The sequence below is a fragment of the Actinoplanes sp. NPDC051388 genome (genome assembly GCF_055586225.1).
Map to the genome: position 1 here is coordinate 46,456 of NZ_JBVJIP010000034.1, position 22,532 is coordinate 68,987.

General features: G+C 69.1%; 25 protein-coding genes and 1 pseudogene. 17 read left to right on the forward strand and 9 right to left on the reverse strand.

Features of this window, described 5'->3' with window-relative positions; translation table 11 throughout:
* Nucleotide 1 precedes the first annotated feature (1 nt).
* The 6 genes and pseudogenes from ACZ6TI_RS47025 (at nucleotide 2) to ACZ6TI_RS47050 (ending at nucleotide 3,420) form a co-directional block, all read left to right on the forward strand.
* A complete protein-coding gene (locus tag ACZ6TI_RS47025) occupies nucleotides 2–754 on the forward strand; it encodes a metal ABC transporter ATP-binding protein (protein WP_465351826.1) in 753 nt (250 codons plus the stop codon).
* Nucleotides 751–1,635 carry a metal ABC transporter permease gene (locus tag ACZ6TI_RS47030; RefSeq protein ID WP_465351827.1) on the forward strand — a complete coding sequence of 295 codons (885 nt, stop codon included), beginning with the start codon at nucleotides 751–753 and terminating at the stop codon, nucleotides 1,633–1,635. Before ACZ6TI_RS47025 ends, ACZ6TI_RS47030 begins: the two co-directional genes overlap by 4 nt.
* A complete protein-coding gene (locus ACZ6TI_RS47035) occupies nucleotides 1,619–2,461 on the forward strand; it encodes a metal ABC transporter permease (RefSeq protein ID WP_465351828.1) in 843 nt (280 codons plus the stop codon). The genes ACZ6TI_RS47030 and ACZ6TI_RS47035 overlap by 17 nt, the downstream gene beginning before the upstream one ends.
* A complete protein-coding gene (locus ACZ6TI_RS47040) occupies nucleotides 2,458–2,757 on the forward strand; it encodes an ArsR/SmtB family transcription factor (RefSeq protein WP_465351829.1) in 300 nt (99 codons plus the stop codon). The genes ACZ6TI_RS47035 and ACZ6TI_RS47040 overlap by 4 nt, the downstream gene beginning before the upstream one ends.
* A gap of 142 nt (nucleotides 2,758–2,899) precedes the next feature.
* Nucleotides 2,900–3,064, forward strand: a pseudogene (locus tag ACZ6TI_RS47045) (Fur family transcriptional regulator); the annotation flags it as partial.
* A gap of 50 nt (nucleotides 3,065–3,114) precedes the next feature.
* Complete coding sequence (locus tag ACZ6TI_RS47050; RefSeq protein ID WP_465351830.1) at nucleotides 3,115–3,420, forward strand: ArsR/SmtB family transcription factor; 306 nt, start codon at nucleotides 3,115–3,117, stop codon at nucleotides 3,418–3,420.
* Nucleotides 3,421–3,485: 65 nt separating this feature from the next.
* On the opposite strand, the gene ACZ6TI_RS47055 is transcribed toward ACZ6TI_RS47050, so the two are convergent.
* Nucleotides 3,486–3,785: a hypothetical protein gene (locus tag ACZ6TI_RS47055; RefSeq protein ID WP_465351831.1), complete on the reverse strand. Its 300-nt coding sequence runs from the start codon at nucleotides 3,783–3,785 to the stop codon at nucleotides 3,486–3,488.
* Between the two features lie 174 nt (nucleotides 3,786–3,959).
* Nucleotides 3,960–4,604, reverse strand: a complete 645-nt coding sequence (locus ACZ6TI_RS47060; RefSeq protein ID WP_465351852.1) for an IS6 family transposase — start codon at nucleotides 4,602–4,604, stop codon at nucleotides 3,960–3,962.
* Between the two features lie 244 nt (nucleotides 4,605–4,848).
* Between ACZ6TI_RS47060 and ACZ6TI_RS47065 the strand changes: the two genes are divergently transcribed.
* Both ACZ6TI_RS47065 and ACZ6TI_RS47070 read left to right on the forward strand, forming a co-directional pair.
* Nucleotides 4,849–5,181 carry an alpha/beta fold hydrolase gene (locus tag ACZ6TI_RS47065; protein ID WP_465351832.1) on the forward strand — a complete coding sequence of 111 codons (333 nt, stop codon included), beginning with the start codon at nucleotides 4,849–4,851 and terminating at the stop codon, nucleotides 5,179–5,181.
* 403 nt (nucleotides 5,182–5,584) lie between these two features.
* Nucleotides 5,585–6,280: a hypothetical protein gene (locus ACZ6TI_RS47070; protein ID WP_465351833.1), complete on the forward strand. Its 696-nt coding sequence runs from the start codon at nucleotides 5,585–5,587 to the stop codon at nucleotides 6,278–6,280.
* A 36-nt stretch (nucleotides 6,281–6,316) separates the two neighbouring features.
* On the opposite strand, the gene ACZ6TI_RS47075 is transcribed toward ACZ6TI_RS47070, so the two are convergent.
* Together ACZ6TI_RS47075 and ACZ6TI_RS47080 are read right to left on the reverse strand one after the other, a co-directional pair.
* On the reverse strand, nucleotides 6,317–6,472 hold the full coding sequence (locus ACZ6TI_RS47075) for a helix-turn-helix domain-containing protein (protein WP_465351834.1): 156 nt from the start codon (nucleotides 6,470–6,472) through the stop codon (nucleotides 6,317–6,319).
* Nucleotides 6,473–6,609: 137 nt separating this feature from the next.
* Nucleotides 6,610–6,828 (reverse strand): hypothetical protein, encoded by a 219-nt coding sequence (locus ACZ6TI_RS47080; RefSeq protein WP_465351835.1) that lies wholly within the window; start codon nucleotides 6,826–6,828, stop codon nucleotides 6,610–6,612.
* 80 nt (nucleotides 6,829–6,908) lie between these two features.
* Between ACZ6TI_RS47080 and ACZ6TI_RS47085 the strand changes: the two genes are divergently transcribed.
* Nucleotides 6,909–7,223 (forward strand): hypothetical protein, encoded by a 315-nt coding sequence (locus ACZ6TI_RS47085; RefSeq protein ID WP_465351836.1) that lies wholly within the window; start codon nucleotides 6,909–6,911, stop codon nucleotides 7,221–7,223.
* Between the two features lie 100 nt (nucleotides 7,224–7,323).
* Nucleotides 7,324–7,653 (forward strand): integrase core domain-containing protein, encoded by a 330-nt coding sequence (locus ACZ6TI_RS47090; protein ID WP_465351837.1) that lies wholly within the window; start codon nucleotides 7,324–7,326, stop codon nucleotides 7,651–7,653.
* 109 nt (nucleotides 7,654–7,762) lie between these two features.
* Here the strand turns inward: ACZ6TI_RS47090 and ACZ6TI_RS47095 are convergent, their stop codons facing one another.
* Nucleotides 7,763–9,322: a methyl-accepting chemotaxis protein gene (locus ACZ6TI_RS47095; RefSeq protein WP_465351838.1), complete on the reverse strand. Its 1,560-nt coding sequence runs from the start codon at nucleotides 9,320–9,322 to the stop codon at nucleotides 7,763–7,765.
* 667 nt (nucleotides 9,323–9,989) lie between these two features.
* Complete coding sequence (locus ACZ6TI_RS47100; RefSeq protein WP_465351839.1) at nucleotides 9,990–10,904, reverse strand: oxidoreductase; 915 nt, start codon at nucleotides 10,902–10,904, stop codon at nucleotides 9,990–9,992.
* Nucleotides 10,905–11,316: 412 nt separating this feature from the next.
* On the opposite strand from ACZ6TI_RS47100, the gene ACZ6TI_RS47105 reads away from it, so the two are divergent.
* Both ACZ6TI_RS47105 and ACZ6TI_RS47110 read left to right on the forward strand, forming a co-directional pair.
* Nucleotides 11,317–11,928, forward strand: a complete 612-nt coding sequence (locus tag ACZ6TI_RS47105; RefSeq protein ID WP_465351840.1) for a dihydrofolate reductase family protein — start codon at nucleotides 11,317–11,319, stop codon at nucleotides 11,926–11,928.
* A 111-nt stretch (nucleotides 11,929–12,039) separates the two neighbouring features.
* Nucleotides 12,040–12,336 carry a hypothetical protein gene (locus ACZ6TI_RS47110; RefSeq protein ID WP_465351841.1) on the forward strand — a complete coding sequence of 99 codons (297 nt, stop codon included), beginning with the start codon at nucleotides 12,040–12,042 and terminating at the stop codon, nucleotides 12,334–12,336.
* Between the two features lie 266 nt (nucleotides 12,337–12,602).
* Here the strand turns inward: ACZ6TI_RS47110 and ACZ6TI_RS47115 are convergent, their stop codons facing one another.
* The gene (locus ACZ6TI_RS47115; protein ID WP_465351842.1) at nucleotides 12,603–13,790 is read right to left on the reverse strand and encodes a cytochrome P450; all 1,188 of its coding nucleotides are present in this window, start codon (nucleotides 13,788–13,790) and stop codon (nucleotides 12,603–12,605) included.
* A gap of 734 nt (nucleotides 13,791–14,524) precedes the next feature.
* Nucleotides 14,525–15,334 (reverse strand): hypothetical protein, encoded by an 810-nt coding sequence (locus tag ACZ6TI_RS47120; protein WP_465351843.1) that lies wholly within the window; start codon nucleotides 15,332–15,334, stop codon nucleotides 14,525–14,527.
* A gap of 87 nt (nucleotides 15,335–15,421) precedes the next feature.
* Here ACZ6TI_RS47120 and ACZ6TI_RS47125 point away from each other — a divergent pair, with 87 nt between their 5' ends.
* Both ACZ6TI_RS47125 and ACZ6TI_RS47130 read left to right on the forward strand, forming a co-directional pair.
* Complete coding sequence (locus tag ACZ6TI_RS47125) at nucleotides 15,422–16,534, forward strand: sensor histidine kinase (RefSeq protein ID WP_465351844.1); 1,113 nt, start codon at nucleotides 15,422–15,424, stop codon at nucleotides 16,532–16,534.
* Nucleotides 16,531–17,136, forward strand: coding sequence for a response regulator transcription factor (locus ACZ6TI_RS47130; RefSeq protein WP_465351845.1), 606 nt, complete (start codon nucleotides 16,531–16,533; stop codon nucleotides 17,134–17,136). Before ACZ6TI_RS47125 ends, ACZ6TI_RS47130 begins: the two co-directional genes overlap by 4 nt.
* A 1,300-nt stretch (nucleotides 17,137–18,436) precedes the next feature.
* On the opposite strand, the gene ACZ6TI_RS47135 is transcribed toward ACZ6TI_RS47130, so the two are convergent.
* Nucleotides 18,437–19,171 (reverse strand): SDR family NAD(P)-dependent oxidoreductase, encoded by a 735-nt coding sequence (locus tag ACZ6TI_RS47135; protein ID WP_465351846.1) that lies wholly within the window; start codon nucleotides 19,169–19,171, stop codon nucleotides 18,437–18,439.
* Nucleotides 19,172–19,613: 442 nt separating this feature from the next.
* Here ACZ6TI_RS47135 and ACZ6TI_RS47140 point away from each other — a divergent pair, with 442 nt between their 5' ends.
* The 3 genes from ACZ6TI_RS47140 (at nucleotide 19,614) to ACZ6TI_RS47150 (ending at nucleotide 22,349) form a co-directional block, all read left to right on the forward strand.
* Nucleotides 19,614–20,729, forward strand: coding sequence for a MerR family transcriptional regulator (locus tag ACZ6TI_RS47140; RefSeq protein WP_465351847.1), 1,116 nt, complete (start codon nucleotides 19,614–19,616; stop codon nucleotides 20,727–20,729).
* Nucleotides 20,730–21,126: 397 nt separating this feature from the next.
* The gene (locus ACZ6TI_RS47145; RefSeq protein WP_465351848.1) at nucleotides 21,127–21,987 is read left to right on the forward strand and encodes a nucleoside hydrolase; all 861 of its coding nucleotides are present in this window, start codon (nucleotides 21,127–21,129) and stop codon (nucleotides 21,985–21,987) included.
* Between the two features lie 110 nt (nucleotides 21,988–22,097).
* Nucleotides 22,098–22,349 carry a hypothetical protein gene (locus ACZ6TI_RS47150; protein ID WP_465351849.1) on the forward strand — a complete coding sequence of 84 codons (252 nt, stop codon included), beginning with the start codon at nucleotides 22,098–22,100 and terminating at the stop codon, nucleotides 22,347–22,349.
* Nucleotides 22,350–22,532: the final 183 nt, after the last annotated feature.

A 22,532-nucleotide genomic window follows, 5' to 3' on the forward strand; every position in this document is an offset into this window, starting at 1 on the left:
GGTGGAGGCCGCCCTGCGGTACGCGGGGGTGAGCGTCGGCTACCACCGGACACCGGTGCTGACCCACGTCGACCTCGAGCTGCTGGCCGGGCAGCGCCTCGCCCTGGTGGGCCCGAACGGCGCCGGCAAGTCGACGCTGATCAAGTCGGTGCTCGGCCTGGTGCCCGTACTCTCCGGATCGGCATCCGTGCTGGGTGACGACCCGGCGGCGTCCCGCGGCCGGGCCGGCTACGTCCCGCAGACCGACACGCTGGACGCCGACTTCCCGGTCAGCGTGCGGCAGGTGGTGATGATGGGCCGCTACCGGCGGATCGGCTGGTGGCGCCCGGCCGGCCCGGGGGACCGCCGGGCGGTGGTCGAGGCGCTGGAGCGGGTCGGTCTGGCCGACCGCGCCGGGCACCGCTTCGGCACGCTGTCCGGCGGGCAGCGCCAGCGGGTGCTGCTGGCCCGCGCGATCGCCGCCGAGCCGCGACTCCTGCTGCTCGACGAGCCGTTCAACGGCGTCGACGCGGTGAGTCAGGAAGCAATCGTGCGGGTGCTGCGCGAGCTGACCGACGGTGGCACCGCGCTGGTGCTGAGCACCCACGACCTGGGCGTCGCGCGCCAGCTCGCCGACCTCGTGTGCCTGCTCAACGGGCGGCAGTGGGCGGTGGGCCCGCCGGCCGAGACGCTCACCGCCGATGGGCTGCGCCGGGCCTACGGCGGTCAGGCGATCGAGGTGGCCGAGGGCCGGATGTTGTTGGTCGAGCCGTGATCGAGCCGTTCACCGTCCCGTTCATGGGCCGGGCGCTGGCCGAGATCGTCCTGCTGGCGTTGATCTGCGGCCCGGTGAGCGTCTTCGTCTTCGTCCGCCGGCTGTCCTTCGTGTCGGACGCGCTGACGCACACCGTCTTTCCCGGTGTGGTGATCGGATTCCTGGCGGCCGGGGTCGACGGCGTGTTCACCGGCGCGCTGGTCGCCGCGATCGTCACCGCGATCCTGCTGACTGTGCTGACGAACGGCGGCCGGCTCTCCGATGACGCGGCGACCGCGGTGGTGCTCACGGCCATGTTCTCGATCGGCGTGCTGCTGGTCTCCCGCCGGTCCTCCTACACCGCTGATCTCACGTCGTTCCTCTTCGGCCGGTTGTTGACCGTCACCTCGCGCCAGCTGGCAGAGACCGCCGTGCTGGCTGTCGTAGTCCTGCTCGCGCTGCTGATCGGCGCCCGCGCGTTGCTCTTTCGCACCTTCGACCCGGAGGGTGCGGCGGCCGCTGGGTTCCGCGTCGGCCGGCTGGATCTCTGGCTGAACATCGTCGTGGCGCTGGTCGTCGTCGCCGGGGTGCGTGCCGTCGGCACCATCCTCGTCGTAGCGTTGCTGATCGTCCCGGCCGCCGCCGCCCGCATGGTCACCGATCGCCTGGCGGTGATGGCGATCGTCGGCACGGTGCTGGTGGTCGTCGCCGGCTACGCCGGGCTCCTCGCCAGCTGGACCGCCTCGCTGCGCTTCGGCGTCGCGCTCACCTCGGCCTCGTCGGTGGTGCTGCTGTTGGTCGCGGCCTATCTGCTGTTGATTCCGGTACGCGTGCTGCGCTTCCGCCGGCACGACGCCCCCACGCCGAGACCGAAGGACTCCGCCCATGAACTGGTGGGATGACGCCCTGCACCGGGCCACCGCGGAGGTGATCCTGGCCGGCGCGCTGGCCGGGCTGGTCGGCGTGCAGGTCGTGCTGCGCCGGCTGTCCTTCTTCACCATGGCGCTCACGCACGCGACCTTCCCCGGCGTCGTGCTCGCCTCGATCATCGGCGTCAACATCCTGCTCGGCGGCGCTGTCGCGGGTGGCCTCGTCGCCCTCGGCGTGGCGGCGCTCAGCCGTCGCCGCGGACAGGACGCGGCGGCCGCCACCGGCGTGCTGATCTCCGCCGGCTTCGCGCTCGGTGCCGCGCTGGTCGCCACCCAGAGTGGCTTCAGCCGCGATCTCTCGTCCTTCCTGGTCGGCTCCGTCCTCACGGTCGACACCACGGATCTGGTCACCACTGCCGTCGCGTTGGTCGTGGTGGCGGCGGCGCTGCTGCTGGGCGCCCGCCCGCTGCTGCAGATCGGATTCGATCGCGATGGCGCGTCTGCGGCCGGGCAGGCCACCGGGCGCTGGGACCTCGTGCTGTTGTTCACCATCCAGGTCGTCGTGGTGACCATGGTGCCCGCGGTCGGCACGATCCTCGCGGTGTCCCTGATCGTCGCGCCCGCCGCGGCCGCCCGGCTCTGGTCCGAGCGGCTGCCGCTGATCACCGCGCTGGCGGTCGCCTTCGCCGTCGGCAGCGGGCTGACCGGGCTGTGGATGTCGAGCCGCTGGAACGTCGCCGCCGGGGCGAGCATCTCGGTCACGGCAACTGCGGTCCTGGCCGCCTCCTGGCTGATCACCAGACTCGGGCCCGTCGCTGCCCGTCTCGCCGGGTGGCGGCCGCAGGTGGTGGGATCGTGACCGCCGAACCGGTCATCGGCGCGGCGACCCTCGAGAACGCGGTCGAGGCGCTGCGGGGTATGGCCTACGAACACCGCCTGCACATCCTGATCCTGCTGCGAGCCGGCGCGGCCACCCCCTCGCAACTCGCCGCATCCATCCCCGCGCACACCACCGCGGTGTCCCACCACCTGCGCAACCTCGTCGATGCCGGACTGGTCCGGCGGCGCCGCGACGGCCGGCAGGTCTACTACTTCCTGCCCGACGAGGCGACCGGCCGGCTGATCGACGAGGTGCTGCGCTACGTCCTGCGGTAACAGCTTTCGCGCGGATGGTGTCCGCCGCGTCGAGGTCCGGCTCATGCGCAGGCGTGCATAATTGCTCGCGGCTGCAACGCGTGGCGGCCGGCTGACGACCGCTACGGAGACCGTGCCCACCATTCCGAACACCACCCGCAGCTCGACGCATCACCATCACCTCGTGTGCCGCGACTGCGGGAGAACCGTGGAGGTGGCCTGGCCGGCCGTCGAGCAATGGGCCGACCGGGTTGCCGCCGAGCACGGTTTCACCGACGTCGGGCACACGGTGGAGATGTTCGGCACCTGCGCCGCCTGCACCGGCTGAGCCGCGGCTTCAAAACGAAGCCGGACGCATGCGCATGAGAGCATGTCTTCATGCGGGAGACGTCGATCAACCGGTACGAGGTCGCTGGGGAGCTGTTCAAGGCGCTCGCCTCCCCGATCCGTCTCGCGATCGTCGACTTGCTCGCGCGGGAGCCTCTGTATGTCCACCAGTTGGTCGAGCTGACCGGTCTGACCCAGCCGCACGTGTCACAGCATCTGAAGGTGCTGCGCGACGCCGGGGTGGTGCGCGGGATGCGGCAGCACCGGACCATCGCGTACGCCTTGCGTGACGAGCATGTGGCGCACATCGTCCGTGACGCCCTTGCCCACGGCGACGAGACCCTCGCCGTCCCTTGAGTTGACCCGGATGCAGGCTGCCCCGGTCGATGCGGACGAGGCAGGTCATAGCCGGTGACCCGAGATCAGTGCTCGTCGTAGTGGTCCTCGTGGGTCGCGTGGCGGTGCCCGTCGTGGACGAAGTCGATGTGGTCGTCGTGCTCGACCGGCTCGTGACCGCAGTCCGCGCCGTGCACGTGCTCGTGGGTCTCGGCGGCCACGTGCGACGTGGAGGCGCATTCGTCGTAGTGACCTTCGTGCTCGGCGTGCACATGGCCGTCGTGCAGGTAGTCCACATGTTCGCCGTGCTGGACCGCGACATGGCCGCAGCTGTCGCCATGAACGTGTTCGTGGGTCTGGTGGGTCCGGTGCAGGGTGTCGGTCATCGTCTTCTCCGGTTCCGTTGAGTGCTTCGGCACTCTAACATGCCAGAGTTTGCATATGGCAAATCACGCATGTGAAGCGCACGATCTGTCGTTTCGGCTGCGTTGCCGGGGTTGGGCGGGTTGGCGCTGTTGCGTTGCGGAATCCGTGGAGACACCGGCCCTGCAGGATCGGCGTCAGTTCGCTGCGGCGACCCGCTGTGCGGGCATGTCGTCGTCGACTCCGAGCTCGTAGTGTCCGCGGCGCGGATTCTGCAGGAAGGCGTGCCCGGCAATCACTGTTTGTGCTGTCCGATCCGTCTGTAGGCCGCGCATCGGTCGGAGCCGGCGCTTGAGTTGACCGTGATCGGCTTCGATCGGGTTGTTCGCGTATTGCTCGACGTGATGCCACGCCGAGGGCAGCAGCTCATCAAGAACGGCCGGGTAGACCGGTGCGGCGTCGGTGACCACCTCGCTCGGGATCACCTTCAGCGTGCGCAGAGCCCGGGTGAAGAATCGACGCGCCGCCGCGGTGTCCCGCCGAGCGGAGAGCAGCACGTCGATGACCTGGCCGTGCTGGTCGATCGCTCGATACACGTAGCGCCTGACTCCGTTGACTTTGGCGTACGTCTCATCGACGAACCAGCGGTCGCCCGGCGAATGGCGGTGGAACCGGGCGGCGTCGGCCAGCAGCGGGGTGAACCGCTGCACCCACCGGAAGACCGTCACGTGGTCCACTGCGATTCCGCGTTCGGCGAGCAGCTCTTCGACGTCGCGGTAGGACAACCCATAGCGCAGGTACCAGCGCACTCCGATCACGATCACATGGGCCGGAAAGCGCACCCGGCAAAGGCCACGACCGCCTTCCCGGCGGCGTTCAGCCCCAGCGGTGACCTGACTCTTCTCGGCGTCCTGCGGGTGTAGCAGGCGGCATCCGCCCGCCAGCTCCGCCCGCGCCCCTCGTTCCCGCCTCTTTGTTGCGGCACGACCGGCGTGCGTCCGCGTCCCCGTCAGGAAGCCGAACGTGATGCAACCACAACCGCCGCGCCGTACCACCCACACTTCCGGAGGCCCCACCCGCCTGCTCATGTACGACCACTGGGGCCAGTACGGACGTCCCGGCGTCCTGCTGCACGGGCTGCTGTTCGACCGCACCATGTGGTGGCCGGTCGCGGCCGAACTCGCCACCACATTCGCCGACGCCTACGCCACCCACCACGTGCTCACCGTCGACGAGCCCGCCACCAACCTCACCGGCGTCGACGACCTGATCCAGGCGGCCCACCTGGATCAGGTGCCCGAGAGGTACCGGCCCTACGCCCAGCCCCGGCACGATCCCGGGCTGCTGCGGGCGTACAACAGCTGGCTCGCGCTGACAGACCCGGCCGGGTTCGCCGCGGAACTACGCGACCTGCTGTGACGGGACGTCCCCGCGGCCACCTGCAGCAAGCCGCCGGGACGCTATCCATGCTCCCGGGGTCAGAACCAGATCGGCCCCGCTCATTGCTGCACCTGCCGGGGACGGCTGGGCGGGACCACACTCCACGGCAGCAGGCTCACCGGCCGTCGGCGCGCCGGTAGCCACAAGCACGTGAAGGTTCAGCTTCCAACCGGCAGGCTCGCTGACGGTGAAGGTCAGCGAGCAGCCGCCCTGGGCGCACCGACTGTCCACAGCGGACGTCATTACGACGCCCTTCGACTGGAAGGATTGCCACGGGCCCGGCCAATCGTTGCGGCCGAACCACTTTTGTTGCTCTCGCCCGAACTTTGGTACGTACAGATGGCACATGGACGCCAATCGATAGAAGTCGTAACCTGATGAGATGTCGCGCAAGACCGGCAAGCCATCGTGGGACAGGCCGACCCCCAGGGCCGCTGCGGCCGGCCAGGTGCCCGGTGGGGTGCTTAGCGCGGCCATCGCGCTGCTGGTGGCGGCGGCGGTGGGCCTGTTCATCGGGGTGCAGGTGGCCAGCCCCAGCGCCACCGACGCGGCGATCGCCTCGCTGCGCGCGGACGAGGCCAAGCGGGACGCCACCCAGATCGTCGAGCTGACCGCGCTGGCTCGCAGCACTTCGGAACAGATCAAGCCAGTGGTGGCCGGCCTGCGGTCCGGACTGCCGGCCACGGACACCAGCGCTGCAGCCACCCAACCGGTCACCGACAAGCAGCTGACCCAATGGAAACAGATCATGGCGCAGCAGGTGGAGCGGCACAAGGCCACCCCGTCGGGCAGCACCGCCACCAACATCGCGCGCAACGGCTTGCGCAACGCGGTCAGCCAACTGTCGATCGCGCTCGATACCTTCGCCGCCGCCCGCGCGCTGCCGGCCGGCCAACAGGCGCCGCTGCTGGTGGTGGCCTCGCGCCAGCGGCTGCTCGCGGTCACCGACTGGTCGGTGGCGGCCACCCAGCTCGACCAGATCAACATCGACGCCGGCAACGGGCACCAGCACGTCTACCTCACGGACACACCCGAAGGCGGCGCGATCGTCGGTGACGGCTCACCAGAGGGCAGCTGACGCGGTCGTGGGGAACCAGTTACGGCAACGGCGGCCTCAGCGCGCCCTCACGGCCCGCATCCAGCGGGTGTTCCGTTCGGTGATCTGTTGGGCCAGGGCGCGGTCGTTCACCACCGGCCGCCATCGTTGCTTCCAGCCGTACACCGCGGTCGGTGACACCCCCAACCGCGCTGCGATCTGCGGTACCGGCACGCCCTCGGTGAACCAGCCGGCCTGTACCGCTCGAAAATGGGTTTCAAGGGTTGACCTGCGGTTCTGTACGTTGCCGATCGCTGCTCAGGAGGCAGGCTGACCGGCATGGTCGTGTCGTTCGGTTACCTGGTCCTACGTCAGGTGCTGCAGTTGATCGTGACAGGCCTGCGGGCGAGCGGGCGAAGGAAGTCGAGATCCTGGTCCTTCGCCACCAGCTCGCGGTGCTGCGCCGTCAGGTCAAACGTCTTGATCTGGAACCGAACGACCGGGCGGTTCTCTCGGCGTTGTCCCGGCTGCTGCCCCGCCCGCGGTGGGCCACGTTCCTGGTCATTCCAGCCACCCTGCTGCGCTGGCACCGCAACCTGATCGCCCGCAAATGGACCTATCCCGGCGCCGGCCGGGTCGCCCGCCGGTCCAGGCTGAGATTCGGGCGCTGGTGTTGCGCCTGGCGAAAGAGAATCCGAGCTGGGGCCATCGCCGGATCCAGGGCGAGTTGGTCGGCCTGGGTTACCGGGTGGCGGCCGGCACCGTGTGGTCCATCCTGACCAAGGCCGGGGTGGATCCGGCGCCGCGGCGCACCGGGCCGACCTGGACGCAATTCCTGAGAGCACAGGCCGAGGGGATGCTGGCCTGCGATTTTCTGCACGTCGACACGATTGGGTTGACCCGCATCTACGTGCTGTTCCTGATGGAGATCGGCACCCGCCGCGTGTACATCCTCGGCGTGACGACCCATCCGAGCGGACAGTGAGTGGCTCAGCAGGCCCGCAACTTGATGCTGGACCTGGGGGAGCGAGCGGGCCGGGCAGTTCCGGTTCCTGATCCGCGACCGGGACACCAAGTACACCAGTGTGTTTGACGAGGTGTTCACCGGCGAAGGCATCGAGGTCCTGCGCAGTCCACCGCGAGCGCCGCGGGCGAACCCGTATGCGGAACGGTGGGTGCGCACGGTCCGCCGGGAGTGTCTGGACCGGATGCTGATCTACAGCCCGAGGCACCTGCTGGCCGTCCTGGGCGAGTTCGTCGAGCACTACAACGAGCATCGGCCTCACCAAAGCCGTCGTCAGCGCCCACCCAGCGCCGCGGACACCGGGCCAGCCGTCGTCGACCTCGCCTCGGCCCGGGTCCGCCGCCGGAAGATCCTCAACGGACTGATCAGCGAATATTCGCAGGCAGCGTAGCCCAAACCGCGTTTTCGAGCGGTACAGGGCGGCGGCCGCCCGCAGAGACCGGTAGTAGGCTGAGGGGACGGTCGCGCCGACCGCGGTGGTGATGGCCTGACGGGCGGTGTCAGACCCGGTAGGCCGCTACGGTCGACTGGAGCTCGGTGGCCATCCTGGCCAGGTCCTGTGCGGTGGCCTGGGTCTGGGTGGCGCCGGCGGCGGTGGAGTTCGCGGCTTGGGCGACGCCGTCGATGGTGGCGGCGATGTCGCCGGCGCCGGTGGCGGCGTCGCTGACGTTGCGGGACATCTCGCTGGTGGTGGCGGTCTGCTCCTCGACGGCCGCGGCGATGGTCGAGGTGTAGTCGTTGATCCGCGAGGTGACCGCGGTGATCTCGGCGATCGCGGCCACGGCCTGCCCGGTCTCGTCCTGGATCGTCGCGATCCGGCGGGAGATGTCCTCGGTGGCCTTGGCGGTCTCCTGGGCCAGGTCCTTGACCTCGGTGGCGACCACGGCGAAGCCCTTACCGGCTTCACCGGCCCGGGCCGCCTCGATCGTGGCGTTGAGCGCGAGCAGGTTGGTCTGCTCGGCGATCGAGGTGATCAGCTTCACGACGCTGCCGATCTCGGTCGACGACTGGCCGAGCCGCGTGACGATCTCGTTGGTGCGGGTGGCGGTCTGCGCGGCACCGGCGGAGACGCTGGCCGCCTCGCTGGCGTTTCCGGCGATCTCCCGGATCGACGCGCCCATCTCCTCCGAGCCCGCGGCCACGGTCTGCACGTTGCGGGAGACCTCACCCGCCGCGCCGGCGACGCTGCCGGCCTGCGCGGAGGTCTGTTCGGCACTCGCGGACATCTGCACGGAGACGCTGGACAGTTCCTCGGAAGCCGCCGCGACGTGCTGGGCGTTGTCGCCGACCTTGCGGACCATCCCGGCGATCGCCTCGGTCGAGGCATCGAGGGCCTGAGCTAGCCGGGCGACCTCGTCACGGCCGGTCAGTTCGGTACATCCGGTCAGATCACCGCCGCGGACCTGTTCGAGGACCGCCACGCAGCGCGCCAACGGCCGGGTGATCAGCCGTGCGATACCGACCGCCGCCGCTACACCCACCACGAGACCCATGATGATCAGCACCACGACCACGGTCCGGGCGCCGGCGTAGTCGTCGTGCGCGGCGGCCTTCTCCTCGTCCGCCTCGACCACGGTCTGCTCGACGAGGGTGTCCATCGCCTCGCGCATATCCCCGATCAGGGGCAGGGTCTCGGCCTTGCGGATCGCGGCGATCTCGGCCCCCTTGCCGGTGTGGCTCAACGGCAGTAACCGATCGTTGAGGATGCGCTGAAACTCCTGCCACGCCTTGTCGAATCTGGCCAGCGCCTCGACATGGACCGGACCAAGGGGGAACTGCTTGTAGGCGTTCTCCGCCTCGGTGAGGGCCCGTGCGTCATCGGCGAGGGCTTTCTCGGCGGTGGCCTTGCCGGCAGCGTCGGCGGCCACAAGGTGTTCGAGAACGTTGATCCGAGTCCGGTTGAACGCGTTGCGCATCTCGGCGATCTTCCGCAGCTGCAGACCGTCGTCATACACCACACCGGTGCTGTGATTGACCGCCGCCATCTTGACCAACGCGAACACCGCGACACCGGAGCCGATCACCGCGACCAGCAACACCGCCGCCAGGATCTTCGTCATCACCGACCGGTCCTTGATCAACCCCAGCAAACCGGACGTACCGCCCGACCGTGCGCTGCCAGACATCAACTCCACGAATGACCCCCATCAACCGCGATACACAGTCCACCGAAGCCCTGATCGTCACCCGCGGCAGGAACCTGAGGACTTCGCCGGCTCAAGTCAGGACTGTGCCGCGGCCTCAGGGCTTCAAGCTGGTCCAGCCGCGCCCCGAGAGCCAACCGGCCGGTGGCATCGCCGTACTCACCCGTGGTACGCACACGTTCTGATCACCCGCAACGCCTTTGACCTGCGGGAATACGCGGAGGTGTGGCTCCGGGACAAGGGCCGAAGGCCTACTTGGTGACCTTGGGCATCGGGTCACCCTGCTTCGCGTCGGCCAGGCGCTCCAGCGTCCAGAACTCGCGAACCTCACCCGGCGCGCCTTGTCCACCTGGTGCACCTCGACCTCGGGCCGGGCACCGAGATAGACCCAGGAGATGCCGGCGGCGGCCGCCACTGCGGCTGCCGTCATGGCAATCAGCAGTTGATGCTCATCGTTCGAAGTTAGCTCTCGGGCTGGGCCGGCGGCCTTCAGCAGTGCAACGAGTTCGCCCGTCGGCAGCGTGTTGGGACAAGATGATGCCGGTGGGGTTCTTCGACGACCGGCTCCCAGACATGCCACGCTCTACCGCAAACGGCCGTCCGGAGAATCTCCGAAGGGTCGTACGAACGGTTCGAGGGCGTAGTGGACTCCGGTGACGAGTTCGGAACGCTGCCAGAGCTGGCCTGCGAGGGTGATGTCTCGCGATGTGCGGCTAGAGCTAACCACCGTCGGGTAACCGTTTCGCTGCATGAAGCCGTCCGGCCCGATGCAGATACCGCCCACGACATGATGCTCGGTCGCCGCGTACAGCATGGGCAGCGCGCCCATCTCGGGGGTCTGCGCGGGTCCGCCGGCAAGGAGCTTGCCCTGCAGCGACGTGTCCCGGCGCATCCCCTCGGTACCGGCGACGCCGGGGTGAGCCGCCACCGAGATGGTCCCCCGGCCGGCCGCCGATAGTCGTCGTTGGAGTTCATCGGCGAACAGCAGGTTGGCCAGCTTGGACTGGGCGTAGGCCAGCCATCGCTGGTAGCGGCGGTGCTCCCAGTTCAGGTCGTCGCGGACCCTGCCGAGCCGGTGCAGGCCGCTGGACACGGTGACGACGCGGTCGCGCACGCGGTTGATCAGCAGACCGGTCAACGCGAACGGCCCGAGGTGGTTGGTACCGATGTGCCCCTCGAAGCCGTCCGCCGTGGTGCCCTTCGGCACCGCCATGACTCCCGCGTTGTTGATGAGCACGTCGACTTGACCGTCGAGACCGTCGGCGAATGCCCGCACGGACGACAGGTCGGCCAAGTCGAGTCTGCGCACTTCCGTGTTTCCCTCGATCGCGTCTGCCACCGCCTGCGCCTTGTTCAGGTCCCGGCAAGCCATGATCACCTTTGCGCCGGCTCCGGCCAGCACGCGGGTCACTTCCACACCGAGTCCGCTATTGGCGCCGGTCACGATCACGGTGCGCCCATGCTGGTCAGGGACGTCTGTCGCAGTCCATCTCGTCATGTCGTGCCTCCTGCGCCACGCGCCGGCGGTGCCAGCCGGGACGATGCCACGGTCACGTACGGGTCTGAACGAACCGTGCCCTCAGGTTGCCCCGGCCGCGCCGCCAGCGCATCGGGCGACGGAGGGCAATACGCCTACTCCGCGGGGCGTAGTCACGCACCCGCATGTACTCCCGAGGAAGCCCGTCGCCAGCGTGTGAGGGAGTCCGACGCCAACCGCCCGGCGCGCCGGGCCGCTGGCAGGCCCGTCACGGTGCATACGCATCCGCTGACGGACTCCGGCCCGCACTCTTGCCGAAAAGAGTGTGCTTTGGTCGGCGGTAGCGCTGTTTTTGTCGGCCCTGCACGTTACCTTCGTGCCCATGTCGACAGGTGCGTGGAGTTCCGCGTCCCGGCCGTATGTCGTGGCGCACGTGGCTGTGTCGATCGAGGGCGCTACCGATGGCTTTCAGCCGAATCTCGGCCAGTTCTACCGACTTGGTTCGACCTGGTCGGAGAACGTCACGCTGGTCGGGTCCGACACGATCCTCGCCCAAGAGCAGATGCTGGCCGCAGCCGCTGGTCCCGGGCCGGCGGCCAGCGGACCGCTGTTGGCCGTCGTCGACGGGCAGGGCCGCGTCCGTGAATGGGAGGCGCTGCGCAACGCCGGGCACTGGTCGGATGTGCTCGCATTGCACGCCGAAGCGACGCCACCCCGTCCGGCGGGCAGGACGGTGCGCGAGATCGTCGTTGGTACCGACCGGGTTGACCTAGCGGCAGCACTGAACGCCTTCGCCGCGCAAGGCATCGAAGTGGTACGTGTGGACAGCGGCGGCTCGCTGATCGGCGCCCTGCTCGACGGCGGCCTTCTTGACGAAGTCAGCCTGCTGATCCACCCTCTGCTGGCCGGTGCTGAGGGCACTCGCCGTTGGCACGGAGCCGCACCACCGCCTGCCGGTGACGTCGACCTGATCGCGCACGAGATCGTCGATGATGGCCTTGTCTGGTTGCGCTACCGACTGTCTGGACGTTCCGCCGCAACGTAACGGGACCACGCACGCTCATGCCGCCGACCCGTGCGCGCCGAGCAACCGAGTGCCGTCACGCTTTAGTCCGTCAGTGACGGCTTCGGGTGCGCGCATGTCGATGGTCGCGCTGTGGCCCGTATGGATGGCTGCTGCCGTCGACGCGTCGAACACGGCGTCAGCGTGCGGTTTCCCGATCCCGAGGCCGGTGCGGGGCTCTGGCGCTCGACGTGGGTGGGACCGGGCCGGCGTCGGACACACACCTTCCTGGCATCTGGCATCGCAGAGCAGATCGTGCTCGACGGCGGCGATCTGCGCTGGACCTTCTCCGACATCGAGGCCGACGCATTCCACTGGCGTAACGAGGCACAGCAGCCCGATGGCACGTGGCAGCTTCAGCAGACGTTCCGTGTTTGGCGCCAGACCTGACCTTTCGTTCGCCGTCGCGAGAGTTACGCGTCGAGCCGGGCCATCCGGATCCGCCGCGATGAACGCTAGGGCGGCGTGCGGGCTCATCGCTGTAGGTAGTCGACGGGGGCTGTAGCCCGTCGGGGCTCCTTCGGTCCGTGCTCATGGCGCCTTGAGCGCCTGCCGCGCACCGACCGTTGAGGGCTGGCCCGGAGCACGGCGAGGCCCGCCGCGGCCCCGGACCGCCGCGCCTGCGGACCGCGTCTTCTGACCGGCGCGCCCGGCTGTCAGGCCGGCTCCGCGAAACGCAGCGGGAGTTCGTTCGGGCCGTGGATGCCGAACGCCGGCCGCCAGGTCACCTCGCCGGCGATGACCGGCGGGCCGAACCGGCGGGCGAGGACCGGCAATGCCTCGCCCAACTCGGCATGAGCCAGCGCGGTGCCAAGACAGTAGTGCGGCCCCGCACCGAACTGCAGCAGCGGCGCTGCACGGACAACGGTGATGTCGAACGCATCGCCGCCGGGATACGCGCGCGGGTCTCGCTGGGCGGTCTGCACGGCCACGGTCAGGAACGTGCCCGCGGCGATGGGCATGCCACGAAACTCGAAGTCCTCGGCCGCGCGACGGAACACGCTTGCCGCTGACGGCCGCCAGCGCATCGTTTCCCGGACGGCCTGCTCGGCCAGCCCCGGTCGTTCGCGCAGCAACGTCCACTGTGCGGGGTGCTCAGCGAAAGTGACCATCGTGTTGGAGAACTGGTGGCGGGTGTTGTCGTGCGCGCCGAACACCAGCGTGACTAGCAGGTTACGAAGCTCCTCGCGGGTGACCGTCCCCTCGGCCCGCCAGACGGCGACCATGTCGGAGATCAGGTCGTCGGCCGGGCGCTTCGCCTTCTCGTCGATCAGGGCCTCCACGTAGCCGTCCAGGCCCGCGATCGCCCGCTCGACCCGCGCGACCGTGTCACCGCCTGCCGCGAGGCTGAAGACCATGCCGATGTCGCTGGTCCAGACGCTGAACGTGTCGTAGTCCTCGGCGGGCACACCGAGCAGTTCGCCCATGACAGCCAGCGGCAGCCGATTGGCGAACGCGTCGACGAACTCAGCCTGGCCGGCGGCCGCGATCTCGTCGGCCAGCGCCTCGGCCTTCGCCCGGATGAATGGCCGCAGCATGTCGATAGTGCGGGGCGTGAACGCCCGGCCGACCAGGCCGCGCAGCCGGCGGTGGTCGGCACCGTCGTGGTTGACGATCATCGGTACGAACCAGTCGTAGATCGGCCCGCGGGTGATGCCGTTGCGCCGCAGATAGCCGTCGCCGCCGTGGTCCAGCCGGCGGTCGCGCAGCAGGTCCTGCGCCTCGGCGTAGCGCAGCACGAGCAGACCGAGCGGGCTGTCGGCGTACCAGTCCGCGGCCTGCGCGGCACGCACCTCCGGCGAGGTGAAATCGAACGCCGGATCGACGACATCGAAGAACGGCATGCGGAACCTCCCGGCACATTGACGAGTGTCACCACCGAGTCTGCCGTACCGATTACCAAGAGCGGAATCCCGGCTACTCACCGTGCGCGATCGGCCTAGCCGAGCCGCCCGCGGATCGACTGGACGGTCCACACCCCCGTGTAGTCCCGGAGTCCGTCATCTGGACTTCGGTGAGGGGAGCGTGTTGCCAGGGCCTCGACTTGGGTTGTGGGTGGCGGCCCAGTTGGCGACGCGATGGATCGCCTGATCCACAACGACCTGCCGCCCGTGCCCACAGCCGGCGACCACTGGTTCTACGGCGTCGAAGGCCCGCCGACGACCTGAGCGCCCCGTCTGGATCTGCTCCCCGGGCTCCAGGTGCGGCGCGGGTCGCGATCATCTTGACCCGTCGTTCCTTGTAGCCCACGGCTCTCCTCCGATACCAGACGCGCGTCGGGGCTCCACCGGGTTCCGGCAAGACCGTCATGGCCTGCGCGATGATCGCCGAACGCGCCACACCGCCACACCGTCCCGCTGGGACGGCCTCGGTGAACTCGTGACCTGGCAGCTCGGGCCGGGCATGGCCAGTGGCGCAATGATCACTTACGCCGTCGTCGCCGAGGGCCGTGGCGACCACCAGATCAACGTTGATCAAGAAGGCTTGGGGGGCCAGCGTCGGCGTGGTGGCGCTGGCCGAACTGGATCGTCCACGGTCCCGCTCCAGATCGAGCCGCCGCATCGGCGCGCGGGGATTGTCACATGGTCGCGGCAACCGCGATGACCGAGATGCCGATGATCAGGTCGACGACCGCGCACCATTCGGAGAGCGGCCGAGGGACCACCAGGTTCCGCCGGTGGTGCCACAGATCCCAGCCGGCGTGGAAGATCCATCCGACACCCACCAAGTACTGACCCCACTGCGGCCCGGCGACCACTGCGGCGCCCAGCAGGATGAGATAGCCCAGCAGCGCGCCGAGTTGTGCCAGCAGGACCGGCCACGGCCGCAGCGTGCGCCGCATTGCGCCGATCGCGAGGTAGCCGATCGGCAGGATCATCATCGCGTAAACCGGCAGCGGCCGCGGGTCCACAAGGTTGTCCACAGTGGCAAGCAGCCCCAGCACACTCGGCCACCGTGCCAGGACCCGGGCCACGGCCCCGCGCCGTTCGGCGTCGATGTGCTGGCCGGCCCCATACTCGGCAATGCGGCGCAGCATCGCCAGGACCATCGCGGGCAGCATCAGCACGTGACCGCCGATCAGCACGATCTCGCCGGTGATCAGGCCGGTCCACCACAGGACCAGGAAGACCAGGAACGGCGCGTACATGGCGGCGATCATCTCGCCGATGGCGGCGTTGCTGTGGCCGCGATGCCACATCCACACCGCCGTCGCGACGGACATGTTGGTCGCCATCACCAAGGAGGCGACATCCGCCCGGACGGCCAGCGTCTCGGGCAGCGGCCAGAGCGGACCCAGCACCAGCACGCCGACGGCCATGGCCATGAGCATCTCGACGAAGTGGCGGACGAGCGGGCGGGGCGCGGGTGTGACGGCTGTTGTTGTCATGCGGTCACTGTCGGGCGGAACGAGCGTAGCCGACTCCTGAACATTTCCCGGTCCAGGCGTGACGGGAAACCACCTACAGTCGGCCCCATGCAGCGGCGTCTGGAACGGGTACGCATCGTCACGCTGATCGTGCTCGCCATGAACGCGTCGGCGGCGTTGTTCCTGCCGGCCGTCGGGTTGTGGCGAGAGCCGGACCCGGCGCGGGCGGCGCTGGGCGCACTCGGCATCGTGCTCTTCTCCGCGGCGCAGGCCGCGGTGCTGCACGCACTGGTCACGCCCTGGCTCACCGACCGGGCCCGGCGACGCGCGAGCCTGGCGTTCGCGGTGGCCGCGGTCGCCTCGCTGCCGCTGTTGGGCCCGGTAGGTGGCGACTGGCCGAGCTGGTCGTGGCTGGCCGCCTGCATCGTGGGTAACGTGCCGGTGCTCACCGGCAGGGTCAGGGCGGCCGTGCTCATCGCCGTGACGGTCACGCTCGCGCTGGTGGTCACGCCCGGCTCGGTGGTCGATTCGCTGATCATCGTGGCCAGTTTCGGCGCGGGCATCGCGGCCATCAACACGCTGCACGTCTGGCTCTGGGATCTGCTGCTGCAGGCGGAGCAAGGCCGCGCGGCGCAGGCGCAGCTGGCGGCTGCGGAGGAGCGGTTGCGGTTCGCCAGGGACGTGCACGACCTGCTCGGCCACAATCTGTCGATCATCGCGTTGAAGGCGGAGCTGGCGCAGCGGCTGGCCGGGACGGACAGTGAGCGGGCCGGGCAGGAGGCGGCGGAGGTACGCCGGCTGGCCGCGTCGGCGCTGGCCGAGCTCCGGGAGGTGGTGCACGGATACCGGCAGGTAGACCTGAAGGAGCAGCTGTCCGCGATCGAGCAGGTGCTGCAGTCGTCCGGCGTGCGGTGCACGGTCAACGTGCCAAGCGACGACCTGCCGGCGGCCGCGGTGTTGTCCGCCGTGCTGCGCGAGGCCACCACCAACGTGCTGCGGCACAGCCGGGCCAGCTGGTGCGCGATCGCGATCGAGCACGCCGCCGGCGAGGTGCGCATGACGGTGACCAACGACGGCGTGCGTGCCGGCGCCGCACCCGACGCCCACAGCCACGGTCTGCGTGGCCTCGCGGACCGCCTCGCCGAGGCCGGCGGTACGCTGCGCACCCGGACGGGCGACGGTGAGTTCATGGTCGTCGCCGTCGTACGCTCGTCGCCGTGATCAGAATCCTGCTCGCCGACGACGAAGAGCTCATCCGCGTCGCCGTCGCCGCCCTGCTCGATCTGGAACCTGACCTGGAAGTGGTGGCGCAGGCGGCGGACGGCCATGCGGCGGTGGAGGCCGCCCGCGCCCACCGGCCCGACGTGGCGGTGGTCGACCTGCAGATGCCGTCGCTGGACGGCATCGCGGTGGCCGCGGAACTGCAGCGGACCGTGCCGTCGTGCACTGTGGTGATCCTGACCGGCCGGGGCCGCCCCGCCCAGTTGCCGCGAGCGCTCGCTGCCGGCGCCAAGGGCTTCCTGCCCAAGGGCTCCCCGGGTGGCGCGCTGGCCGATGTGATCCGGCGGGTCCACGCCGGCGGCCGGTACGTGGACCCCGGGCTGGCAGCGGACGCCCTGACCCTGCCCGAGTGCCCGCTGACCCAGCGCGAGCTGGACGTGCTCCGATATGCCGGCCCGGACGTCCCGGTGACGGTCGTGGCCCGGCGTCTGAACCTGTCGCCGGGCACGGTTCGCAACCATCTCACCGCGATCGTCACGAAACTGGGCGTCGCCAGCCGTGCCGAGGCGGCCGCGAAAGCCCGCGACAACGGCTGGCTCTGACTCCTGCCGTTATGCTGACGCCCGCCGGGTCCGGATGGGTGCGACGGTTACGAACTGGCCCTGAGCTGCGGGAATGCGGTTCGCATTCGGCCACATTGGGTCCATCAGCGGCATGTGAGCTGGGAAAACGTGAATCCGTTGGGGCGGTACCCGAACCGCGTTGATGGTATGTGTCGTGACTTGGGCAAACCTGCGTTGGCGGTAGAGCGGCTGTGCTCATGCGGTGACGGCGGAGTGTTCCGACGGCACGTTGATCAGCCGGATCAGCCACGTCGGGGGTTGGGTCCGGCTCGCGCGAGCGGTCCCGGCGCGGTGCTTCGCGGTCCTGGCCCGCGCTGTACCGACGTCGACGAGCGGCTACGTCGTTGAGCTGCTGAGATTAGTCTTCGGCAACGAGGCCGTCGCACCAGATCGCGCGCAGCTGTTCGTCGTCGAATTCGCGGAACTCGGCACTGATGCGGAACTCCGGCCGCACCCAGAAGTTCTGTTCATCTATGCAGCGGCCTCCGGCGGAAGCCCGCGACCGGCATGTGCAGCCCACCCGTCGCATCGGGAACGATGCTGTCCGCGTCCGTGGCTTCGTACAGAACTCGGCGACGCAGCCCGTTCGGCCAGTCAGAACGGCTACGAACAGTAGTGGCGTTTCGGGCGACCCGCGCATGCTCGGTGGCAGAAGAGGATGTCCGTGCCGCCGACGTGGTGAGAAAGGAGACCCTGTCGGTCGAGGCGGTGCTCTACCGCGCGCTCACGCGGGCCGAGTTGGAGGCACCCGGTCGGTGCACTCGGCCCGGACGCTGCGGACGAACCGTTCGGCGTAGCAGTTCGCCCGCGGCGTGCGCGGCGGGGTCCGGACCACGTCGACCGCTCTCCCGCCGAGCGTAGATCATCCGTCCCCGGAACTCGGACGCGGTTCATCGGCGTCGACGCCAAGCCGAACGAAACCGCAGCCACAGCATCCACCAGCACCGTCCCTGCATCCGTCGCAGACACACTGAGCCGATGAGCGCGCACCTGATCGCGCCGGTCGATGTCGAGCGCAGATGTTCGGTAGGCGGTGCCGATCATTGGTGTGGGTTGGGTGGAGGGATTCGGGTTTGTCGAATGGTGGGGCTGCTGCCATTACGTCACTCAGTCGCTCGTTGGTCGGCCCAGGCCAGGGCGGCGATCTGTGTGCTGGCCGGGTGGACCTGCCGCGCGCGATCGTCCGCTGGGCTATGCCGCGGCGCTGGATGGCGGCCAGGGCTTTCCCATCCGTCCGGTCGTAGCCAAATGAGTGCGCGGTCTAACCGTGAAGCCTCGATCAGACGGATTGTGGCAGTTGTGGGGGCAGGCCGCCGGCTAGGCGGTCGCCGCGGGCACGTACCGCGTCGGTCCACTCGGTCGGGACAACCAGAAACTGGCCACTTCGGACGGCGTCCAACGCGGCTGCGGCAACGACGGCCGGTTCCTGCCCGATTTCGGACATGCCGGTGCGGACCAGTGCCGGGCACAGGACCGTCACCGCCACCTCCGTGCCGGCAAGGGACAACGCGGCCTGCTCGGCGACCGCGACCACCGCATGTTTGGACGCCGCGTATGCGCCACCGCCGGGCCAGGTGGCCAGGCCGGCCAGCGACGCGGTGATCAGCACGTGACGTGTGCCGCCAGCAGCAAGCATCATCGGTACGAAGGCACGCAGGCCGTTGACCACCCCACCAAGGTTGACATCGAGCACCCGTTGCCAATCCTGCGGCGATGTGGCCCAGACCGGTTCGGCCTGCGTACTGGTCACCCCGGCATTCAAACAGACCAGGTCCGGCACGCCCGCCGTGGCGGCCAGCCGGCCGTTGTCGTCCGGGCTGGCCACGTCCACGACCATAGATGTCACCTCAGTGACTGCGGCCAACTCTGTCCCCACACGGTTCAGCGCATCGGGCTCGCGGTCGGCCAAAACCAGGCGGGTACCACCGGCCGCGAGTGCCCGCGCCATCGCCCGACCGATGCCGCTCGCCGCTCCGGTCACCACCGCGGACCGGAACGCGATCTTCGTCTGCATTCCTGGCAATGTAGCGACCCCGCAACGGGCTCCGCAGCACAGCGCCGGCAAGAGCCGGCCCGGCCTGCAGGCGATCGCAGCAGAGATACAGCCGCCAGCAAACGGATGCCATGTGCGCTGGCGTGCGCCGCGACGCACTTCATGCCACGAGTCGTGCGAGGATCAAACAGCGGCGCGTCGATGTCGTCCAACGTCGGCGACCACCGATGCCAAAGGGCGACCGGGCCGGGTTGCATGACGACCGATCCGACACGGCAACCGGATCACTCCCGCCGACCAACACATGCGCGGATCTGCCGCCGAGCGTGCGCGGCCACGGACGACCGCTACGCTGAGTGAGCGTCGCTCAGGCGCTGATGCGCTCTCGTGCCGAGGGGCGGAACTCGATCATGTCGGGGAAGCGCTTGTCCCTCACGTGGCGTCATGCCACATAGTCGGAGGCGTGGAGGAGCACCTGACCGTAGGACGTGTGGCCGAGCTGGCCGGCGTGACCATCCGCACGCTGCATCACTACGACGACATTGGCCTGTTGCAGCCATCGGCGCGGACCGTCGCGGGATACCGGGCCTATTCCGCGGACGACGTGGAACGGCTGCGGGAAGTGCTCGCCTACCGGCGGCTCGGCTTCGGATTGCGGGAGATCGCGGATCTGGTTGACGAGCCGGCCACCGACGCGGTCGCGCATCTGCGCCGGCCACGCGGCCTGCTTCTGGAACAGCGTGACCGTGCTGCTGCCATGGTGACGGCCATCGACAGGGAACTACGGGCACGAGCAATGGGAATTAGGACAACCCCGCAGGAGCAACTGAAAATGTTCGGCGCGCAGCTATACGACGCCATCGGATCCGCCTACCCGGCCGCGCGGCGCACCGAGCCGCGGATCGCCGCGCGCATCTGGGACGCGCTCGGGGACGCCCAAACAGTATTGAACGTCGGAGCGGGCACCGGCTCCTACGAACCACCAGACCGTGAGGTCACGGCGGTCGAGCCGTCAGCGGTCATGCGGGCACAACGTCCTGCGGATGCCGCGCCCTGCGTCGCAGCCGGAGCCGAGAACCTGCCGTTCGAGGACCGGTCGTTTGACGCCGCCATGGCGGTTAGCACCGTACATCACTGGCCGGACCCAGTCGCCGGGCTGCGTGAGATGAAGCGGGTGGCCCGCCGCGTGGTCGTGTTCACCTACGACGCCGACAACACCGGCTGGCGCGAGCGGTTCTGGCTCACCCGCGACTACCTGCCTGAGTTCGCCGACCTTCTCATCGGCTGGCCGTCCTTGGCCGACCTCACTCGAGCGATCGGAGGCCGCGCGGAGCCGGTGCTCATTCCGTGGGACTGCGCTGACGGCTTCTTCGAGGCGCATTGGCGCCGGCCCGAGGCCTATCTGGATGAACATGTCCGCCGCGCGGTCTCGGTATGGACCAGGGTCGGACCGCAAGCCGAGCAGCGGGCAGTAGGCAGACTCCACGAAGACCTGTCCTCAGGCCGATGGGCCGAGCGCAACCGCGACCTCGTCGCCCTCGACGCGGCAGAACTCGGCCTTCGTCTGTTGATAGCCTGAAGACCGCCACGACAAGCGCGCCAGCAGGGGACCCGCAGCCCGGATCTCAACCCTGGCGGGACGTACGGATCTGCCGCCGAGCGTGGCGGCAGCTCGGCGGCCACCGCCGCCATCGGGGCTCCCAGCCGGTTGACGCGACATCGCCGATGGGCGGGTGGTCGGAGCGACAGGCGGCTGACGCGATCACGTTCAAGCGGTAGCCGATCTTCGGCACGCCACCGCCGTTAACATTCCTCACTTCGACGATGTGCAGATGCTACCGCGATCAGTGAGGGAGCTACGCCCGCAAGAGCGGGAGGACGACTCGCACCACTGAAGCATGTTTTGACCGGCATCAGATGTGGTACGTCCGGACCGTACATGGCCGGCCCGCATCTCGATGGAGGAAAGTCTTCCGATGTCGTATCCGACCCCGATGAAGGTCATCGTCGACACTGACATCGGCAGCGACGTCGACGACCTCCTCGCCCTCGCCATGCTTCTCGGATCTCCCGAGTGGGACCTCACGGCGGTTACCACCGTCTACGGCGACACGGTGCTCCGAGCCCGGATGGTGCACCGGGCATACCAGCTCGCGCGCCGCCCGGCTCCGCCGATCGCGGCGGGAGCGCGCCAGGCGAGCTCGGGCCGGCCGGTCTGGTGGGCCGGTCACGAAGGGATACTGATGCCGGATCTGGCTGTGGAGCCGGTCGACGAGACCCTGGACGCCACGGCGCTGCTGTGCTCGGGCACGACGATCGCCGCGATCGGGCCGCTGACCAACGTGGCCGAAGCGGTAGCCCAGCAGCACCGCATCGAGCAGCTGGTCATCATGGGCGGGGACTTCGCCTCGGGCGAGCCGGAGCACAACATCCAGTGCGACGTGGCGGCGGCGCAGGCGGTCCTCGACGCGGGTGTGCCGGTGCTCATCACCGGGATCGACCAGACCGAACGCGTCGTCCTCGACGACGACGCGATCGCGGCCATCCGGTCGTCCGGTGCGCTGGGCGAGCTGCTGGCGGCGGAAATCCACCAATTCCGCGCCTGGCTCGGCCGGCCGGACAGCCCGCACGACCCGATCGCCGTCCTGGCGGCGATCCGGCCCGACTTGTTCACGGTCGTTCGCGGCTGGATCCGGATGGACTCCGCCGGAGTCACCACCCTGCAACGGCGAGACGACGGACCGCACCAGGTGGTCGTCGACCTCGACCCGCCGGTCGTGCTGCGGGAGATCGTCAGCCGCGTGTGCCGGGCCGCCGCAACCGAGGCCGGACGCTGACGCCGAACGCTCGCACTATCAAGGCGTCGAACGCCAAATCCTGCAGTACGCGTTTCGACAGCAGCAAGGGTTCGCGCCAAACACCGGCACGGAGGCAACCAGCAGAACACATGATCAGCCGAGCTCTTCTAGCACCCCTCTGTGTCATCAAGAGCCGCCCGTCTCTGGATCGTCGCCGGGCCCGCTGGGCGCTGGAGTCGATGGCGGTGCGGTGGCCGGCAGTTTTCCGAGTGGTCCGGGTGCGGGCCGACGCGGCGATCGGCGACCGCCATGCCGGCGAGGATGGCGGCCAGAACGAAGCTGGCGACGCTGGCCATCTGGTCGGCGGTGCTCAGGTTGACGATCGCGAAGACCATGCCTGAGTGAACTCGCTGAACCTGCAGACCTGGCCCCAAAGGTCGTCGCTGCAGGTAGGTCGGGTGGTTAGTTCGAGCAGGTGTTGAGCATGGTCTGCAGTGCGGTCTTCTCGCTGCTTTGCAGGGTTAGGTTCCAGTGGGACTTGGCGGCGATCCACATCTTGGCGTAGGTGCACCGGTACGAGCTCA

Bases quoted from the DNA above. Each gene is read 5' to 3' on its own strand.
- ACZ6TI_RS47035 (WP_465351828.1), top strand. From the start codon at position 1,619: ATGAACTGGTGGGATGACGCCCTGCACCGGGCCACCGCGGAGGTGATC.
- ACZ6TI_RS47050 (WP_465351830.1), top strand. From the start codon at position 3,115: ATGCGGGAGACGTCGATCAACCGGTACGAGGTCGCTGGGGAGCTGTTC.
- ACZ6TI_RS47055 (WP_465351831.1), bottom strand. From the start codon at position 3,785: ATGACCGACACCCTGCACCGGACCCACCAGACCCACGAACACGTTCAT.
- ACZ6TI_RS47065 (WP_465351832.1), top strand. From the start codon at position 4,849: ATGTACGACCACTGGGGCCAGTACGGACGTCCCGGCGTCCTGCTGCAC.
- ACZ6TI_RS47070 (WP_465351833.1), top strand. From the start codon at position 5,585: ATGTCGCGCAAGACCGGCAAGCCATCGTGGGACAGGCCGACCCCCAGG.
- ACZ6TI_RS47095 (WP_465351838.1), bottom strand. From the start codon at position 9,322: ATGACGAAGATCCTGGCGGCGGTGTTGCTGGTCGCGGTGATCGGCTCC.
- ACZ6TI_RS47100 (WP_465351839.1), bottom strand. From the start codon at position 10,904: ATGACGAGATGGACTGCGACAGACGTCCCTGACCAGCATGGGCGCACC.
- ACZ6TI_RS47115 (WP_465351842.1), bottom strand. From the start codon at position 13,790: ATGCCGTTCTTCGATGTCGTCGATCCGGCGTTCGATTTCACCTCGCCG.
- ACZ6TI_RS47120 (WP_465351843.1), bottom strand. From the start codon at position 15,334: ATGACAACAACAGCCGTCACACCCGCGCCCCGCCCGCTCGTCCGCCAC.
- ACZ6TI_RS47125 (WP_465351844.1), top strand. From the start codon at position 15,422: ATGCAGCGGCGTCTGGAACGGGTACGCATCGTCACGCTGATCGTGCTC.
- ACZ6TI_RS47135 (WP_465351846.1), bottom strand. From the start codon at position 19,171: ATGCAGACGAAGATCGCGTTCCGGTCCGCGGTGGTGACCGGAGCGGCG.
- ACZ6TI_RS47145 (WP_465351848.1), top strand. From the start codon at position 21,127: ATGTCGTATCCGACCCCGATGAAGGTCATCGTCGACACTGACATCGGC.
- ACZ6TI_RS47150 (WP_465351849.1), top strand. From the start codon at position 22,098: ATGATCAGCCGAGCTCTTCTAGCACCCCTCTGTGTCATCAAGAGCCGC.